Source organism: Streptomyces sp. NPDC001920, from assembly GCF_053594495.1.
In genome coordinates this window covers 390,461-407,359 of record NZ_JBSFEP010000003.1, presented here as the reverse complement: position 1 = coordinate 407,359, position 16,899 = coordinate 390,461, and the positions used below count along the sequence as shown (strand labels likewise).

The following is a 16,899-nucleotide window of genomic DNA, read 5'->3' as shown; positions in this document are numbered from 1 at the left end:
TTCGTTCGTACCTGTGCGTGGGGCCGTACGGGACGGTGTGCGGTGGGCCGGGACGCCGGCTGCCGGTCACCAGCGGTCGCCGTCCCCTCGGTCGCGGTCGCCCGGGCGGTCGGAGCCCGACCAGTCGTCCGAATCGAGCCAGTCGTCCGCGCCCGCCCGGTCGTACGGCTCCGCCCGGTCGTACGGGTCCCTGCCCGCGCCCCGTCCGGGCCGGTCGTACGGCTCGGTCGTGACGTCGTCCGTGTCCGTCCCGTCGGGTCCCGCACCGTGCCGGGGGCGGACGGTGTGCACCACGCCCATCCGCAGCGGGGTGAGCCGCACCAGTCCGGCGTACCGGCCCGACGACGTCCACAGGACCTCCTCGGGGTGGACCGAACCGCTGGTCCGCCAGGACTTCTCGACCTCGTCGCGGACCGCCGCGGGCGCGAACCTGAGCCACACCGCGGCCTGTGGATCCCGGCTGAGCAGCGTGCCCTGCTCGGGGGTGGACAGCTGCACCACGGTCTGCCGGTCCGCCTGCGCGCCGACCAGCTCGGCCAGTCCGTACGGGTCGGTGCCGAGCAGGTTCGCCGACGAGGCACGCACCCGGCGCGGCGCGGCGAACGGAGGCGGGGCCAGAACCCCGTTGTGCCGGAGGTGGTGGCGGGCCGTGGCCAGCAGTTCGCGCACCCGTTCCTCGGTGCGCCGGACGGCACGGGCACCGGCCTGGCCGCGCTCGACGGCACCCCAGTAGTGCTTCATGGCCTCCAGGGCGGCGTCCGTCAGATCGGCGGACAGGGTGGAGACCAGTTCCGGCCCGCCCTCACCGCTCTCCCGCTCCAGCCAGCGCGGAACGCTCCTGGGACGATTCCCCCCGGAGCTCTCGTGGCCCTCGTCCCGCTCCTTCTCCTCGGCGGGCCCGTCCCACGACCCCCCGTCCTCCCAGGCGTACACGCTCGCCCAGTCGCTCTCCCCCTCGTCGGCCCCGGCGTAGGCGTCCTCCGGTTCCACCTCGGGGTCGCTGAAGAGCCAGTCGTCGTCGACGGGGGCCGGCCCGCCGGACGCGCCGAAGGAGTCGAACGCCCCGGTGGCCGCGCGCCGGGCCGGCTCGGGCGCCGCCTCCGCCTCGGCCGCGGCCGCCGTCGCCCGCAGCATGCCGGCCACCGAACGTGCGGCGTCGGCGCAGTACAGGCGCTCCTCCACGGCCCAGTGCTCCCGGACCGCCTCGGCCAGCAGGGCGTCCAGGCCGTCGAGGGCCCGGCGCAGCACGGCGGTCGTACGCCCCGGCGCCCAGGCGTCGGCCGCCGCCCGCCAGAGCCGCCGTACGGTCTCCCGCGCGACACCGCCCGCCAGCAGCAGGCCGATGGTGCCCACCCAGAGCGGCGGTTCGGTCGTGTACCCCACGGCCGCACCGACGGCGGCGCCGCCGAACGCCGCGACCCGGGGAGCCACCGCCCAGCGGCTGGGGCGTCCCGCCCCCCGCAGCCGGGCCGCCCCGAGCATCGCCATACCCGAGAACAGCAGCGGCACGACGAGCGCCAGCGCGAGGAACGGCCCCGACCACAGCGCCCCGAGCAGTCCCGCTCCGGCCGCGGCCGACGGGCCGGCCACCGGCATCCCGGGCGCGGCCGTGCCGGTCACGCCCGCCGTCTGCCGGGCCACGGCCTCGGCGGAGTGCGGGGCGAACTTCGGCAGCAGTGCCGAGCTGGGCAGCGGCTCCACCCGCCCGGCCAGCCCGGTGAAGCGCTGGGCCACGGAGCGCAGGGCGAGTCCCTGGCCGAGCAGTTTCACGGCGAACTCCCGCAGACCCTCGCCGATCCGCTCACCCATGCCCTCGGCCGACGGCACCCGCAGCCCGAGGGCCGCCAGCCGGGTGGCCGCCTCGGCGGCGGAGGGTGCCGTGCCGCCTCCGCTGCGCAGGGCTGTGGCGACGAGGTCGCGGTAGCCGTCGAGCGATGTGCGTGCCTGGTCGACCTCCGTCTCGAACGTCTCCCGGCGGGAGGCCCGCACCAGTCCGGGCAGGGTCCGCAGCCCGGCCAGCGCGTCGTCGGCGTAGTGCAGGGCGTCCGCGCAGGCGCGGTAGGCCTCGTCCGCGATGCCGCCGGGCTCCCGGTGCCCGACCTCCCGGCCGCCCCGGCCCGCCACCAGATGGCGCAGCGGCTCGGGCAGGTCGGCTCCGGACGAGGCGGTCAGCAGCACATCCGGCGCGAGGTCGTCGTCCGCCCCGGCGAACCGGGTCAGCGCGTCGCGCCAGGCCCGGTCGCGCACTTCCGGCGGCAGGTCCTGCTCCAGCAGCCGTACGCCGGGCGCGGCGACGGCCTCGGGCAGCGCCTGGACGCTGTCGAGCACGCTGAGGTAGACGTCCGGGACGGACAGCACGTCCACGAGGACCGCCAGCGCGTCCGGGTCGTCGGGTGCGGGCTGTTCCCGGGCGGTGCGGGCGGAGCGCAGATCACCGACCCACAGCAGTCCGGCCCTCGATTTCCGCAGCACCGCCGGCCGCAGCAGCCGCCGGTCGGGCTGGAAGTCCCCTTCCACGCCGGCGAACGAGCCGGGCGCGCTCCCCACGAGGAGCACGAGCAGTCCGACGTCGCCCACCGCCCGGTAGCCGGTGAGCAGTTCGTACTGCGTCTGGTGGTCGGTGAGCCCGGCCGGGGTGTCGACCACCAGGAACAGCAGGTCGTCGGGTTCCGCCGCCCCGGCCCGGCCCAGCTCCTGGGCGACCCTGGCACGCAGGGCCGAGGGGCTGTTCAGCGCCGCCGCCCCGATTCGCAGGTCGAGGTGGATGACGATGCGCGGGGGCTGGTTCCTCTTCACTGGGCGTCACCGTCCCAGGGGGCGCGGCGGTCGGGGTCGCCGGGCTCGTCCTCCCACGGTGCGCGCCGCCCGCCCTCGCCCCGGGGGCCGGCCAGGTCGGGGTCGTCGTAGTCGTCGCGGCGGCGCTCCCCGCCGGGCCTGCCGTAGTCCTCGCGGGCGTCCCGGTCCTCGTGGTCGTCGTGCCGGCCACCGGTGCGGGGCCCGGCCTCACCGGCGCCCCAGACGTCCCCGCCGTCCCGCTGCCCCGCCCGGCGTTCACCGGCCGGCGGCCTGTCGTAGTCGTCGTACTCGTCCCGGCGGCGCTCCCCGCCGGCACCCCCGTGGTCGTCGTCGGCGTACCCGTCACGCCGACCGCTCCCCCGGGCACCGCTCTGCGGCCTGTCGTACTCGTCCCGGCGGCGCTCCCCGCCGGCACCCCCGTGGTCGTCGTCGGCGTACTCGTCACGCCGACCGCTCCCCCGGGCACCGCTCTGCGGCCTGTCGTAGTCGTCGCGCGTCCGGCCGCGTGGCGGGACCGGGGTGGTGCCCCAGTCGTCCTCGTCGGGCTTCGGGCGCCGGGGTGCGGAGTAGCCCTCGCGGTCGCGCGGTCCGCCCGGACTGCCGCCGCGGACGTGCTCCAGCAGCGTGCGCAGGGTCGGCTGGACGGCTCGCTGGTCGCCGAACTCGGTGTCCAGGGCGGCGGGGAGGGTCTCGGCCCAGAACTCCCACAGCGGGCGCACCCAGCCCTCGACCCGTTCGCCGCCCCGTTCCCGGCGCTCCGCCAGCAGCTCCAGCTGACGCGGGGCGACCTTCTCGACCAGGTCGACGAAGAGCGGATGCGGTTCGCTGCCGGCCCGGGCGAGCCCGAGGGGCTGAGCCCCCATCAGCTCCCGGCAGTAGTCCTCGACGATCCGCTCGTCGTCCAGGACCGTCCAGCGCTCGTACGACCGCAGCAGCTCGGCCCAGCTGGAGACGCCGCCCGGGAAGTCCCCGAGCCGCAGCCGTACGCCGGGAACGTGCGCGTCCTTCTCGGGGTGCAGCCGCAGCCGGATCCGGTCCGGCGAGGACGGGTCGCCGTCGACGACGTCGACCTGGCCGTTCCACATGCAGCACAGCAGGCGGTGCAGGATGACGCGGCGGTCCTCCTCGGCGCTGACCATCCAGCTGTCCCGCCAGCCGAGCCGCTGCCGCCACCGCAGCACGTCCTGCGCCTGCTCGTTGTCCTTCGCACGGGCCCACTGGCGCAGCACCTTGCGGGCCTCGGGCACCTGGGTGAGGCTCATCTCGCTGCGGAAGAGGACCACGGTGATGGAGTCGCTCTCCACGCCCCGGTACTCCACGGAGTTCTTCGCGTCCGCCGGCAGCCGCAGCGTCTTGCCGAGGAACTCCTGCACATCCTCCACCGCCTGCACCCGCGGATGGGTCACCAGGACCCGCAGCAGTCCGGTGCCCTCCGGGGTGAACCCGACCGGCAGCAGCCCGGCCAGCTTGCGGTCGAACAGGTCGAGCGCCTCCTTGCTGACCTGGTCCTTGGCGTCGGCGTCGCCCGCCGCCGCGGCCAGCAGCGTGCCCATCGACGGCAGCAGCGGCCGCTCCTCCAGATGGGCGCCGCTCTCCGCGAACAGCCGGGTGATCCGGGCCTCCAGCTGCCCCTTGACCCGGGCCACGGCGCCCTCCGGGTCGCGCCGGCTGATCCCGTGGACCTGGCGCCAGGTGTCGCCGTCGACGAGCTTGAGCAGCAGTGCCGCCTCGTCGTCGGTCTCGCGCAGCCCCTCCCGGCGCACCAGCCGGACGACCACGTCCTCGTAGAAGTGGTTGAGGGTGCGCTGCGGCGGCAGCAGATACGAGATGCCCGTGCGGTCCTCGTAGAGTTCGTGGGCCTTCTGCTGGGCGCTCTTGCTCTCCTGGTCGCTGTGCCTGCGGAAGGCGTTCACCAGCCGTCCGAGGTCGGTACCGGCCGCGTCCGCGTGGGGCTGCCAGTGCTGCTGCTGGTCGCGCCAGGCCTCGTGCCAGATCGTCCGGCAGCGCCACTGGTACCAGGCGTTCTGCTCCTGGAGGGCCGCCTGCACGTCGTCGTCGCCCCAGCGGGCCGGCGCCAGACCGCCCAACTGCCCCTTGATCCGGGGGATCTTGGGCGGCTGCTCGGTCACCCCGGCCGGGCGCTGCGGGTTGCGGGCGCGATGGTCCAGCATGCCGAGGAAGCCGAGCCGGGCGATCGGCTCGTCGCTGTCGGGGACGCCCCTGACGACGCGTTCGGCGAGGAAGGGGTCCACGGTCTGCAGCAGTTTCTCGATGGCGGGACGCGGTGCGAACCGGTCGGCCATCGCGATGGCCGCGCGCTCCGCCTGACCGCGCAGGTCGGACAGCAGCCGCTGCATGTCCGTGATGCGTTCGCCGAGCGCCTGCTCGATGTTCTTGCCGCCGCGCGGCAGCGGATCGGGGTCGGGTACCTGCAACTGCCGGCGCTCCCACAGCTCTTCGAGGTGGGAGTCGGCGAACAGCTGCTCGATCATCGGCACCGCCTGGTCCCGCAGCTCCGGGCGCGGCCGCTCCGCGAGGTCGGTGACCGCCAGCCGGAGCAGCCGCCCGGCCACCAGGTCGGCCAGCTGGTCCATCGGAGCGGTCATGGAGGCGACCAGGCTGGTGGAGACGCCCTGCCGGCCGATGCCGGTCGGAGAGAGGGCGCTGCGCTGCACGCCCCGGTTGATGAAGCTCGCGGCGAAGGTCTGGTAGTCGTCGTCGGCGGCCGTCTTGCGGCCCCGGGAGCGGCCGTCGCCCAGCTCGGTGCCGATCAGTGACATCACCAGGGAGACGATGGAGCGGCGCAGGTCGTCCGCGCGGATGCCGGCGGTGGGGCTGAACAGGAACGCCGTCGGCAGGATGCCGGTGCGCAGCCGGATCGACGTGGGGCCCGGGTAGCGGATGCCGATCCCGAGTTCCTGGTCGAGGTCGCCGATCTCGTGGCCCTCCGACGGCGCGTTCTGCGTGTCCACCAGCCGGAACAGGTCGACCAGCGCCCGGGCCGCGTTGAGTTCGGCCTCGCGTCCGCCGCCGGTGGCGGCGGAGAACGACGACGGCATGACGACCAGCGGGTAGATCTTCACGCCGTCGAAACGGCGCAGCTGGAAGGCGTGGTTGATCAGGTGCAGGTAGTCCAGGAAGATCCCGGCGCCGGTGCCGCCGGCCACCGAGAAGGCGACGAACACGTCGCAGCCGTTGACCTTGCCACCGCCGAGTTCGCTCAGTTCGCCCGCCGACTTGGCGATGGCGTCGATCGCCTGGAGCAACGGCTCCAGGACCGGGGCGAGGCTGTGCCGGAGCGTGGCGAACAGGGCCGCCCGTCCCACGGTGGGCAGCTGGCCGGCGCCGGCGTGCAGCGGGGTGACCTTCGGCTCGTCGACGCGTGGCGGCAGCCATTCGGCGACCTCGTCGCGCAGCACCGCCCGCAGCATCTTGGTGACTTCCGGGGAGGCGTCGAAGTTCGGCAGCAGGTTGTGGGTGGCCCGGGACGTACGGGCGTAGGCGGCCCGCAGCGACGGGTCCACGTTGAACTGCGGGAGCCGCTGCAGGTCGCTCTCGCTGTAGTCCGCGTACACGAACTGAAGGCAGTCGGGCAGCTGGTACGGGGCGTGGCCGCTCTGCCGGCTGAGCGCCATGCCGTCCGGGCCGCACAGTTCGGCGCGCAGTCTGCGTTCCAGTTCGGCACCGACCAGGCCGCCGGTGCCGCCCAGGCCGACGAAGAGCATCGGCTGGAAGATCTTCATGGGTTCCTCCCCGCTTCACGGCCGAGTCGGCCGCAGGTTCGTGCTCGGTACGTCCGTGGTGTGCGCGTCACAGGTACGAGGTGAAGGGGCTGTCGCTCTCGCTCTGGCCGGACCCCGTCGAGGGGCCGGCACCGGCCGGCGCGGTGGGCGGCCTTCGGCGGTCGCGGCGGCCGGGCCGGGTGTCCTCGCCGAGGGCGAGGCTGAGCGTGTCCGTCAGCTGGGCCTGGCCGTTCGCGGGCAGCGGGGTGCGGCCGCTGCCCTGCTTGCGCAGCACCGCTCCCCCGTCGCGGCTGCGCTGGACGGCGTACTGCCCGTGCGGGCGCCGTTCGATGCGCGGGCTGCGGTGGGCCTCGACGACGGTGAACTCGTACCACTGCTTGCTGTTGCCGTGGCCCGCCAGGTGCTCGTTGACGACGCGGCCGTCCTCCGAGAGCAGTTGGAGCGTCAGGCCGTACGGGTCCTTCTGGCGGTGGCGCAGCCGCCGCCAGGCCAGCAGAGCCGCGGCGGCCAGCCCGATCAGGACCGCGCCGGCGACGAACGCCCACCAGTACTTCGCCCAGATGCCGGGCTCGGGCGTGACCCGTACCGAGACGGGGGCCCGTTCGAGGGTGCGGTCGTCGGTGGTGTCGACGACGGTGAAGGTGCCGGAGAGGTCGAGGCCGTCGCCGAGGCGGTCACCGAAGGCGCTCTCGGGGGAGACCCTGACCGTGACCTTGCGGGTGCCGCGCTCGCCGGCCTTGAGGGTGATCTCGTTCGGCTCTACGGAGAGCAGCCCGTCCTTGACGTCGGCGACGGACAGCCGCAGCTTGTGCGGGGTGTCGGTGGTGTTGCTGACGTCCAGGGTGCCGGTGACCGTGCCGCCGGGGTGGGTGTCGCCCTCGGGCAGTTCGAGCGGAGCCTTGACGGGCAGTTCGCCCGGGGCGACCTCGCCGGTCTCGCTGCGGGTGTCGGCGCTCAGCCCCGAGGCGGTCAGCGTGGCGCTCACCGTCAGTGTCCCGTCGGCCTTCTGCGGGATGGTCGCGGTGCCGGTGAAGGAGCCGTCGCTCGCCTCGGGGTCGGACGCCTTGCCGTCGTCGGCGAGGTCGAGCTCCAGCGGGGCGAAGCCGTCCCCGGTCAGCTCGCTGCGCACCCGCAGACCCTCGTAGTCGCGCGGGTCCTTGATCTCGTAGCCCTCGCGCGTCTGCAGCCGCATGGTCACCGTGACCTTCTCGCCGGCCTGCGGCGAGGGCGGGTCCATGGTGATGGCGCCGCGCAGCTCGCCCTGCCACAGCACACTGACGGCGACGGGCAGCGAGCGGTGGCCCTCCGGGGCCTCGGCCTTCACCTTCCAGGTGCCGGGCAGCGGGTCGACGATCTTCAGCGCCTCGACCGTCCCGGTGGCGCCCGCGAGTTCGAACCGGGACTTCTTGAACGTCTCCTCGGAGGTCGGGACCTCGTCGCCCGCCGGGTCGATGTAGGTGATCTTCACCTTGGGGTCGCCCTTGTCGACGACGATGCTTCCGACGGTCGCCAGCGGCGAGATGCCGATCTCCAGGGTGGCCGGCGGTCGCTTGCTGGGGCCCTCCTCGTGACGCAGGCAGTGAGCGGCGGCGAAGATCTTCTCCAGTGTGGTGCCGACGTCCTTCGCCCCGTCGACCTTGTGGGCCCTGGGCTTCGCGGAGGGCAGCTCCACGCAGCCCTTCTGGTAGCCGCCGGCGGCGATCTGGTCGAGCTGCTTCTTGTCGGGGTCGGATCCGAAACCCAGCGGCCAGATCTGCACGTTCTGCGCGGCGGCTTCGTCGAGCGCCTCGGCCAGCTGCCGTTCGCCCTCGGCCACGCGGTGCGCGGGGTCGCCGTACTTGAAGCTGTGCCTGACGTCCATCTTGCCGTCGGTCAGCAGGAACAGCACCCGGGGCACCGAGGCGTCCGAGCCGTCGGTCAGGTCGTCGATGCCCTGCCGGATGGCGGTCGGTAGGTCGGTGCCGGTCCCCTCGCTCTTCTTGCGGCTGCGCAGTTCGTCCACGCACCTGCCGACCTCTTCGCGGCCTGCCGCGTCCAGCGTGGTGCGCGGGCAGACCGGGTCCACCGCGCGCTGGCCGCGCTTCTCGGCGGCGGCGAAGCCGAACACCGTGACCTGTGAGGACGAGGAGACGTCGCCCAGCGCGATGCGCTTGGCCGCGGCCTTCTCCGCCTTCATGTCCTCGGGTGCGAGGCTGGCCGACTCGTCGACGGCCACCGCGTAGTTGACCGCCGGGAACGCGCGTGTGGTCTCCGCCGCCGGCACCGGGCCCTGACCGGCCGGTGCCAGCAGGGACACGAACACCGCGGTGCCGCCCAGCACCGAGGCCGCGGCGCGGCGCACCCCTGGCCTTCCTGTCTGCCGTTTTCCCGTGACTCTTCCCACGGCCGTCCCCTTGGTCTTCGTGAAGTTGGTGCTCGAATTTCGTGCGTGAGGTTCGCGCCGGTGTGTGCTTCGGATCCGTGCCGGCGCACGTGTGCGTGGATCGTGCTTCGTGTGTGGTGCGTAGGTGGTGACGCGCCGGGCGGCGTGCCTGGTGCGTGCCGGTGTCATGTGCGGTGAAGCGTTGGCGTGCGGGCGGTGGTACACCGGTGTCGCGCGCGCCGTCCGTGATCAGCCCGCGGTCAGCCCCCAGACCACGGCGAGGGCCGCCGACGGGGCGAGCGAGCCCACGCCCCAGCGGATGGCCCGGTACTTGGCGGACAGGATCGAGCTGACGTCCACGGCCTGGACGAGGAGCCACCTGGCCGGATCGCTCCCGGCCTCGTCGACCCGGGCGGAGAGCCCCGCGACGTCACGGGGCCCCACCAGGTCACCGAAGTACGTCAGCCCGTCCCCGCCGCGGACCGTGCCGGTGCGCGGCATGAGCGCCCCGACCAGCGCGGCCACCGCGACGGCCCAGCACACCCCGGACAGGACCAGCGTCACGTCGGCGATCCCGTCCCAGGCGGGGGTGCCGCGCCACCCGGCCAGGAAGGCCGGCAGCGCGAGCGTCCCCGACAGCAGCACCGCCGCCTTGGAGTCGGCGCGGCCGAGGTCCTCCCGGACCGTGGTCAGCAGCCGCTCGGCGATGCGCTCCCCCGCCCGGTCGTGACAGTGCCGACCCCCGTCCGGCACGGTCACGGCCGGGTCGGGGGAAGTCCCGGCCCGGTCGTCGGCCGTCATCGGTCCTCCTCCGCCCAGGACCAGCCGTCGTCCTCGGCCCGCCTGCGGCGGCGCGGCCGGTCCCACTCCCGCTCGTCCTGCGGGGGGTACGGCTCCGGCCGATACGTCCGCCGGCCCCCGCCGTCGCGATCGGGGTCACCGTCCGCGTCGTACGGCTCCGGCCGATACGTCCGAGGGCCCCCGCCGTCGTGGTCGGCGTCCGCGTCGGTGCGGTACGGCTCGGACCGGTGGGCCGGGCCCCGGCGGCCGTCGCGGCGCTCGTCCGCCTCGCGGTCGAAGTCCGTTTCCCCGGCGGAGAGTTCCGGCCGGCGAGGGCGGCGGCGCCCCCCGGCGGGGCCGCCGTCGTCGTAGGCGTCCGCGTCGGTGCGGTACGGCTCGGACCGGTGGGCCGGACCCCGGCCGCGGGAGCGCGGCTCGTCGTCGTGGTCCGGGTCCTGGGGGTAGGGATGTTGCCGGTACGGCCGCTGCCGGGCCGCGGTGCGCGGCTCGTCGAAGCCGTCGTCGTCGCGGCCGTCGGCCCGGTAGGAGTCCGGCCGGTAGGATTCCGGCCGGTAGGAGTCCGGCCGGTGGCCGCGGCGCCGGGTGCGGGTGCCCGGCTCGTCGTAGGCGGCGTGGGCGGTGTCGGCGGTGTCGGCGGTGTCGTCCTCGGAATACGGCTCGCTTCCGTCCCGTTCCCGTCCGCCGGGCCCATGCCGCTCGGACCCGCCTCGGGTGGGTGCCGTCCGGTGGGGCGGGCGCCTGGGCGGTTCGTCGGACGCCCAGTCCGGGTTGAAGGGCCGGTCGGCGGCGGACGCCTCCAGTTCCCGGGACCTGCGTACGGGCGCCGTCCCGATGGGCCCCAGCACCGGCCGCCCGTCGCCCCGGTTGAGCAGGTTCAGCACCTGCGTCTCCACGTCCGCGGTGGCCAGTTCGCCGCTCGCGGCCATGGCGAAGAGCCGGGCCACCCGGTCCTTCTCGTCCTGCCTTCCCTCCTGGCGGATCTTCTCCAGGAAGTCCTTGGCACCCTCGGGATCGGCCGCCAGCATGAAGCTGAGCTGTTCCAGATCCCCGCCTTGCAGCATGCGCCGGTACGAGTCCTGCCGCAGCCGGAGCATCCTGGCCCGGGCATGGGCGTTGCGCTCCTCATCGGCGTGCTCGATGGTCCGGTCGTCCACCCGCAGGCGCACGTACAGCCGTACCCTCAGCCCGAGTTCGGACCCCAGGTCGGCCCACCGGCCGCCGGCGCACTCACGGGTGATGGCCCGGTTGGCCTGCTCCGCCTCGGTCACCCGGTAGGTGGTGGTGACCTCGCGCAGCCGTTCCAGTACCGGCGAGGTCAGCCGGCCCGCGACATCGGTGACGACCTCCAGGGCGGCCAGATGCGGATCGGTCACGGACCACTCGATGTCCACCTCGGCCTTGAAGAAGGTGGTGCCGCCGGCGGCGGGCAACTCCATCTGCAGCGGCGTCACATAGGTGCCGAGCGCGATCTCGCAGATGCTGTGCGGTCTGGCCAGCACGGGCTTGTCGACGTGCTGGACGCCGTTGGCCCGCTTCACCGTGTAGCCGCCGTTCCGGTAGAACTGCACCACCGCCGAGCGGGGACTCACCCGCGGGTAGCCGTCCGCCAGGGTGCCGAAGTCCCGAAGGAACGGACCCGCGGGGCCCACCGACGCGCTGCTCTGCGACCCGTCCGCACCGGCCGCCCCGTCCTCGTTCTCAGCCATACCTCTCCTCCTCGCGCGTCCTGTCCCGACGCGTCCTGTCCTGGCGCGGCACTGCCTGGCGCGGTCTCTCCCGCGGTTCGACGGCGAGCCACCACAGGTCGCGCGCCTTCGGCTCGGGGAGCGGTTTCTCCGGGTCGTTCATCATGCGGCGCAGCAGCCAGTCCAGCCGCCGCCGGTCGTGCTCCTCCGTGGCCAGGGCGGGCAGCAGTTCCGCCAGCCCCGGCCGGGTCCACTCGGTGCCGTCCTTGCGCTCGGCCGAGCGCAGCAGTTGCTCCAGCGCGTCCATCGCCACGTCCTTGGACCGTGCGGTGTTCAGCGCGGACCACATCAGGTCCGCCATCGGATCCACGAGTTCGGGCCGGACGGCGGCGAGCGCGAGCACCAGCGGCCAGTCCCCGCAGTCCCCCCACGGCGAAGCGCAGTCGTCCGCCAGGGAGTCGGGATCCATCAGCAGTTCGTCGACCGTCGTCAGGGCGAGCCGGACGGTGGCGGCCAGCCCCAGGTCCTGGTACGGCTCGCGCTTGTGGTGGGTCCATTCGGCCATCCGCGCCAGCACTTCAGCGGCGTCCGGGAGCACCAGCAGCCGTACGACGTTGTGGGAGGCGACGGAGACCAGTTCGCCGTCGTCCCGGACCCCGATCCGGGCCAGGGCGTCCAGGGCGTCGTCCGTGGTGGCCGCGGCGTTGCCGTAGCCCAGCGTCCACGCGGCGGTCCAGCGCTGGGACGGGGTGCCCTTCCTGCTCCAGTCGCCGATCAGCTTGTGCACGGTCCTGCGGTGCGAGGCGTGACCGGCGGTCTGGTCCAGCGTGGTGGCCGCGAAGATCAGCCGCCGGTGGGTGGTCGCCTCGGCGAGCGGGCGGACCAGCTCGGTGTAGCCGTGGTCGAAGTCCCGTACGCACAGCTCCCCGGCCGCGACCGCGGCACGCATCCACACCTGGGAGCGGGGGTCGTCCGCCAGCTGCCGCAGCCAGCGCACCACCGGCGCCCGGACCGGGAAGTGCCGGTCCCACAGCTCGGTCAGCACCGCGGACGGCAGGGCGGACCCCCGGTAGAAGACCAGCCGGGCGGGCACGTCGTGCCCCTCCACCTCGACCTTGCCGTCGGTGAGTTCGGCGCGGGAGAGCGCCACGTCGGCTTCCGGGTCGTCGCAGAACAACGGTCGCGCCGGGGTGTTGTCGGGGTCGGACTGCACCGACAGTTCCCAGGTGAGCAGCTGGGCGGCGGTGGCCACGGCGCTGTGCGAGGCTCCGCCGAGCACGGCGAGCGCGATCCGGAAGGCCACCGGGTGGAACAGCGTCGCCGCCCCCGACCGCATCGCGCCGCGGTCCGCCCGCTCCGGCTGGTCCGCAACCGCCGTCAACGCGCGGTCCACTCCGGCGAACCACTCCTGGGCCTGCTCGGCGGCGATGCTGCGGCAGCCGGACAGCAACTCCTCGTAGGAGACGTCTCCCAGGACATGCCCGGCCAGCAGGGACGCCAGCAACTCGGCCTCGGCGGGACGCAGATCGTCCAGCCCGACCGCCTCCGTGACGTCGTCCCCGGCCGCGAGGTCCTCCGCGCGGGCCAGCAGGTCCTCCAGCGGTGTGTCGTCCTCCCGGGTCCGGGCGGCCCGTTCCTCCAGCCGCTCGCGCAGCCGGGTGGCGAGCAGTTCGTCGGTGGGCGCGGGCGGGCAGAGCATGCCGTAGCGCCCGGCCAGCAGAGGATTGGCCGCCGACCCGACCGTCACGACGATCACCGCGAACGCCTCGCGGCGGGACAGGGCGGCGGCGAGCTCGTCGAGGTCCATCTCGTCCGGAGGCAGCGCGCCGGGCCGAGTGAGCGACAGCTCCAGCAGATAGCCGGTGCCGCGCCGGTTCTCCTCGCCCTCGCCGTCCAGCATCTGCGCCAGCTGCCGCGGCCCGCCCTCCGGGTCGACCCGCAGCACCCGGGGGCCGGCGGTGGTCTCGGGTGCCGCGCCGCCCGGCGTGCCGCCGTCGCCTCCCGGCTCGGGCGAAGCCGACAGCTGGGGGACGGTGACCTCGTCGAGGAGCGACAGCGCCGTGCTCGTACGGCCGGTGCCGGGCGCGGCGCCGAGCACGAGCAGCCGCCGGGCGCGCAGCGCGGCGCGCAGCCGCAGATAGCCCTGCGGCTCGACATGGGCCCGCCGGAGCCTGAGCAGCTCCTCCTCGGGCACGGGGCCGCTGCGCATGCCGGCGCCGGTCCGGCCGGTGCCCAGCAGCAGGTTGAAGTTGTCGCCGATGTGGGCGTTCTGGAGCCGTGAGTGGGCGAAGCTGATCAGGTCCCGGCGGACGTCGAAGAGCTGCCGGGTGGCCCGGCGGGTGCGCGCGGCGGCGGCGAGATCGGTGGGCCCGTCCTCGCCCTGGTCGTCGGCGAGCGGGTCACGGGTGCGCTCCTTGAACCGCCCGGCGGCACGCTCGCGTTCCTCCTGCCGCTCCCTCTCCTTCTCCGCCTCCTCGTCCTGCGCGGACTTCTCCTCGTCGGACGCGCCGTCGTCGTTCCGGGACCGGTCGTCCCGGTCCTGCTTCCTGTCGTCCCCGGCCCGCTTGCCGTCGCCGGCCCCGCGCTTGCCGTCACCGGCCTTCTTGTCGTCGTCGGACGACCGTGCCGCGCCGGGCTGCTCGGGGGCGTCGTCGGCGCCGCCGCCCGCCTGCTCGTCGTCGCTCACCCGCCTCAGCCCTTTCGCGGCTCGGTGCCGTGGTGGGTGGCGCCGCCGCCCATCCGCACGTTGCCGTGGTAGACGTTGTGCTCGTTATGGAACGTGTCCCGGCTGACTTTCGGATGAATGCCGAGGTCAGGGGCTGCTTCACCGGTCATGTCCACGACCTCGAAGTCTTCCTCGCCGCCGTCGCCGGGGGCGTCTGCGAGGGCCTCGGCGAGGGCGGGCGGAGGGCCGGCCACGGCCTGGTGGATCACCGGAGCGGGCCGTCCCGGCAGGTGGAACCAGGCGGTGACCTCCCCCTCCTTGAGCCGCAGCCGGGCCGGGGCGTAGTGCGCGGGCTCGATGAACTTGCCACCGGCGCTGACCACTTCCTCGTACAGGGACCCGGAGGTCACCAGCACGAGGTCGGCCTTCTCGGCGTCGAGGAGGTCCCGGGCGACGGAGGAGTCGGCCAGCCGGCAGGCCAGGTCGACGGCGCGTCCGCTGATGCCCCGGCCGTCGTGCCGGACCGGTCCGACGTGCATGCCGATGCGCAGCCCGAGCGGAACGGCCAGGTCACGGTTCTCGTCCCGCAGCTTCTCGTGCACCTCGACCAGCCACAGACCGAGCAGCCGGCTCGCCGCGATCCGGCCCGGCACCGACAGCAGCACGCCGTCGCCGCGGTCCTCCAGGTGCACGGCCTCGCGCGCCACCTTGGCGTGTGTGAAGGCCGTCTCCAGCACCCGGTAGATCCGGGCGCGCATACGCGGCTTGTCGACGTCGTCGTACTCGCCGGACCGTCTGGCGTCGACGCTGATCACCAACTCGTAGTGCGCTTCGGTGAGTTCTGATGCGTCGTGGTTCACCCGTGCCCCCTGCGTCTTCCGTTCGCTTGCCGAAGTGATGGTTCGTCCTGCCGATGAGTGGTCCGCGGAGCCGGCCAGGACGCTGGGCGACGGCGGTGGTCCGCGGAGGGCCGTCCCTTCAGGGTCGGGCCCGGGACGAGAGGCGTCTGTAGCCGTTTACACACGGCGAGGCGTGGGTCTACTCCTGATGGCCGTCCGCGAGGAGGGCGAGGAGCGCGGGGTCGAGGATCTCCACCATCCGGTTGCCGGTGCGGACGATGTTCTGGGTGCGCAGCAGCCGCAGGGCCTTGGCGACGGCTTCGCGGGTGGCTCCTACCGTGGCGGCCAACTCGTCCTGGGCCAGGTGGACCACGGGGCCGGAGACGGCGGTGCCGTTCGGGCGGCCCGCGCCGGAAGGGGCGTAGGGGCCGGAGGGGTCGACTCCCGACAGTTCGACCAGTCGGCCGGCCAGGCGCTGCAGCACGGTGAGCGAGGCGAGCGCGGACCGCTCCTGGTCGGCGCTGCGCAGCCGGGAGGTGAGCTGGCGTATGACCAGGCCGCTGACCCGGGGGTGCAGGGCGAGGAAGCGACGGAACGCGTCCCCGGATATGACCTGGGCCTCTATGGGGCCCAGCGCGCGCACGGTGGCGCTGCGCGGGTGCTGGTCCAACGCGGCCATCTCGCCCAGCAGTTCACCCGGTCCGCGCAGGCCGAGTATCAGCCGGGTGGCACCGCGGTCCGTCGCCACGGACACCGTCACCCACCCCCGAATTACGATCACGACATGGCTGGAACGGTCACCCTCGGTGAGGAGATGGGTATCGGCCGGGTAGCTCTTCCGATTGCCGAGAGCCATGACGCTCTCGCGCTCCTGGGGCGTCAGCGTGTGCGCGAACGCCAGCTCATTTCCGAGCAGCCCCATGGCCAGCCCCCCGCCGCAGTCCGGACGCCTGGAATTTCGATGGGTGTCGATGGTGGCAGGGCGAACGTTCGGGACGAGCGGATTGCGCCATACCAGGGGTACCGGCCGGTAGTTGCGGAATGCCAGGCTGGTCGCCCCGCGGCCATCCCGACCCCGCGGAGCCTGCGCCTCCGCATCCACGGCAGGTGACACGCGCCACGTCCGCGACCGGGGGATCGACCGTGAGGTCAGACCCGACGCTCGAACAACAGGGCGTATCGGCGCCGGAGTTCGGCCAGTCGACGGAGAGTTGGCGCAAACTCGGGTTTGGGCTGTGACAGCGGTGATGACGTGGTGGTGGGGAGGTGAGGGGACCGTGCGCCCCGCGAGATGTGTGGGAGGGGAAAACGTCGAGACCTTCACGGCTGTCGCTCCGATGCCCTGCGGTGGTTGCGCTCGCGGATCGTGAGGGGTGCCACCGTGGTCGCGGCCCCGTGTGACACGGTCAGCCTTCCAGGACGGGCGTGAGGGAATGTTGGGGAAACCTGTACGCGCAGGTCGCGGGGGCGGGATCATGGCCCGTCCGGCCGCGCGGGCGGCGACCTGGGCCGGCTGCGGCAGGGGGGCGTACCGACCGCGCCTTCATGGCGGCCCGCCGGGTGGTGCCGGTCGAGGCCCTGGAACGGTCCGCGGGGGCTGAGGAGTTGACCCGGTTGCGTGTGGCCCGGACCGACGACGCCTCCGCCGTGGTGCGGCTTCCGGGGCGCCCCTGACCCGGGCCGGGGTGCTCACCGCGTCCGCCGCCGCGCACCGCGCACTCGTGTGCGTCGACCGGGTGCCGGAGGCTGACGGGTGCGCGGCGGAGGGGCGCCGGAGGCGGGCGGGCCCTCGGTCCTCCCGGCCTGGCCCGGGGCGCACGGGGCCGACGGACCGAGCCGGACGGTCTGCTGGGCCTGGCCCTGTCACATCGGCGACGGGACCGGTACGACGAGGCAGGCGGCCACGCCCGACGGGCGCTGCGTCAGGCGCGCGAGCACTCGCTGCGAGTGGTGGAGGGCCAAGGCCCTGACCAGTCGGCGAACGGCCGCAGGCCCCGCCCGGGACGCT

9 protein-coding genes are annotated in these 16,899 nt (G+C 74.0%); 1 reads left to right on the top strand and 8 read right to left on the bottom strand.

Annotation, left to right across the window (positions count from 1 at the left end; genetic code table 11):
• Nucleotides 1-66: 66 nt before the first annotated feature.
• From ACWCPI_RS07090 to ACWCPI_RS07055, 8 genes are all read right to left on the bottom strand, one after another.
• Entirely contained in the window at nucleotides 67-2,796 is a 2,730-nt protein-coding gene (locus ACWCPI_RS07090) for a hypothetical protein (RefSeq protein ID WP_451037114.1), read from the bottom strand.
• Nucleotides 2,793-6,539: a tubulin-like doman-containing protein gene (locus tag ACWCPI_RS07085; protein WP_451037113.1), complete on the bottom strand. Its 3,747-nt coding sequence runs from the start codon at nucleotides 6,537-6,539 to the stop codon at nucleotides 2,793-2,795. Before ACWCPI_RS07085 ends, ACWCPI_RS07090 begins: the two co-directional genes overlap by 4 nt.
• Before the next feature lie 67 nt (nucleotides 6,540-6,606).
• Nucleotides 6,607-8,880, bottom strand: a complete 2,274-nt coding sequence (locus tag ACWCPI_RS07080) for a VWA domain-containing protein (protein ID WP_451037112.1) — start codon at nucleotides 8,878-8,880, stop codon at nucleotides 6,607-6,609.
• Between the two features lie 270 nt (nucleotides 8,881-9,150).
• Nucleotides 9,151-9,702 (bottom strand): Pycsar system effector family protein, encoded by a 552-nt coding sequence (locus tag ACWCPI_RS07075; RefSeq protein WP_451037111.1) that lies wholly within the window; start codon nucleotides 9,700-9,702, stop codon nucleotides 9,151-9,153.
• Complete coding sequence (locus tag ACWCPI_RS07070) at nucleotides 9,699-11,408, bottom strand: hypothetical protein (protein WP_451037110.1); 1,710 nt, start codon at nucleotides 11,406-11,408, stop codon at nucleotides 9,699-9,701. The genes ACWCPI_RS07075 and ACWCPI_RS07070 overlap by 4 nt, the downstream gene beginning before the upstream one ends.
• Nucleotides 11,401-14,073 (bottom strand): hypothetical protein, encoded by a 2,673-nt coding sequence (locus ACWCPI_RS07065; RefSeq protein ID WP_451037109.1) that lies wholly within the window; start codon nucleotides 14,071-14,073, stop codon nucleotides 11,401-11,403. Before ACWCPI_RS07065 ends, ACWCPI_RS07070 begins: the two co-directional genes overlap by 8 nt.
• Before the next feature lie 5 nt (nucleotides 14,074-14,078).
• Nucleotides 14,079-14,912, bottom strand: coding sequence for a hypothetical protein (locus ACWCPI_RS07060; RefSeq protein ID WP_451037108.1), 834 nt, complete (start codon nucleotides 14,910-14,912; stop codon nucleotides 14,079-14,081).
• A 178-nt stretch (nucleotides 14,913-15,090) separates the two neighbouring features.
• Nucleotides 15,091-15,813: a Crp/Fnr family transcriptional regulator gene (locus tag ACWCPI_RS07055; RefSeq protein WP_451037107.1), complete on the bottom strand. Its 723-nt coding sequence runs from the start codon at nucleotides 15,811-15,813 to the stop codon at nucleotides 15,091-15,093.
• A gap of 623 nt (nucleotides 15,814-16,436) precedes the next feature.
• On the opposite strand from ACWCPI_RS07055, the gene ACWCPI_RS07050 reads away from it, so the two are divergent.
• Nucleotides 16,437-16,565 (top strand): hypothetical protein, encoded by a 129-nt coding sequence (locus ACWCPI_RS07050; protein ID WP_451037106.1) that lies wholly within the window; start codon nucleotides 16,437-16,439, stop codon nucleotides 16,563-16,565.
• Nucleotides 16,566-16,899: the final 334 nt, after the last annotated feature.

What these genes read in the sequence shown, in the direction of transcription:
- ACWCPI_RS07050 (WP_451037106.1), top strand. Translation starts at nt 16,437, where the DNA reads ATGGCGGCCCGCCGGGTGGTGCCGGTCGAGGCCCTGGAACGGTCCGCG.
- ACWCPI_RS07085 (WP_451037113.1), bottom strand. Translation starts at nt 6,539, where the DNA reads ATGAAGATCTTCCAGCCGATGCTCTTCGTCGGCCTGGGCGGCACCGGC.
- ACWCPI_RS07075 (WP_451037111.1), bottom strand. Translation starts at nt 9,702, where the DNA reads ATGACGGCCGACGACCGGGCCGGGACTTCCCCCGACCCGGCCGTGACC.
- ACWCPI_RS07055 (WP_451037107.1), bottom strand. Translation starts at nt 15,813, where the DNA reads ATGGGGCTGCTCGGAAATGAGCTGGCGTTCGCGCACACGCTGACGCCC.
- ACWCPI_RS07070 (WP_451037110.1), bottom strand. Translation starts at nt 11,408, where the DNA reads ATGGCTGAGAACGAGGACGGGGCGGCCGGTGCGGACGGGTCGCAGAGC.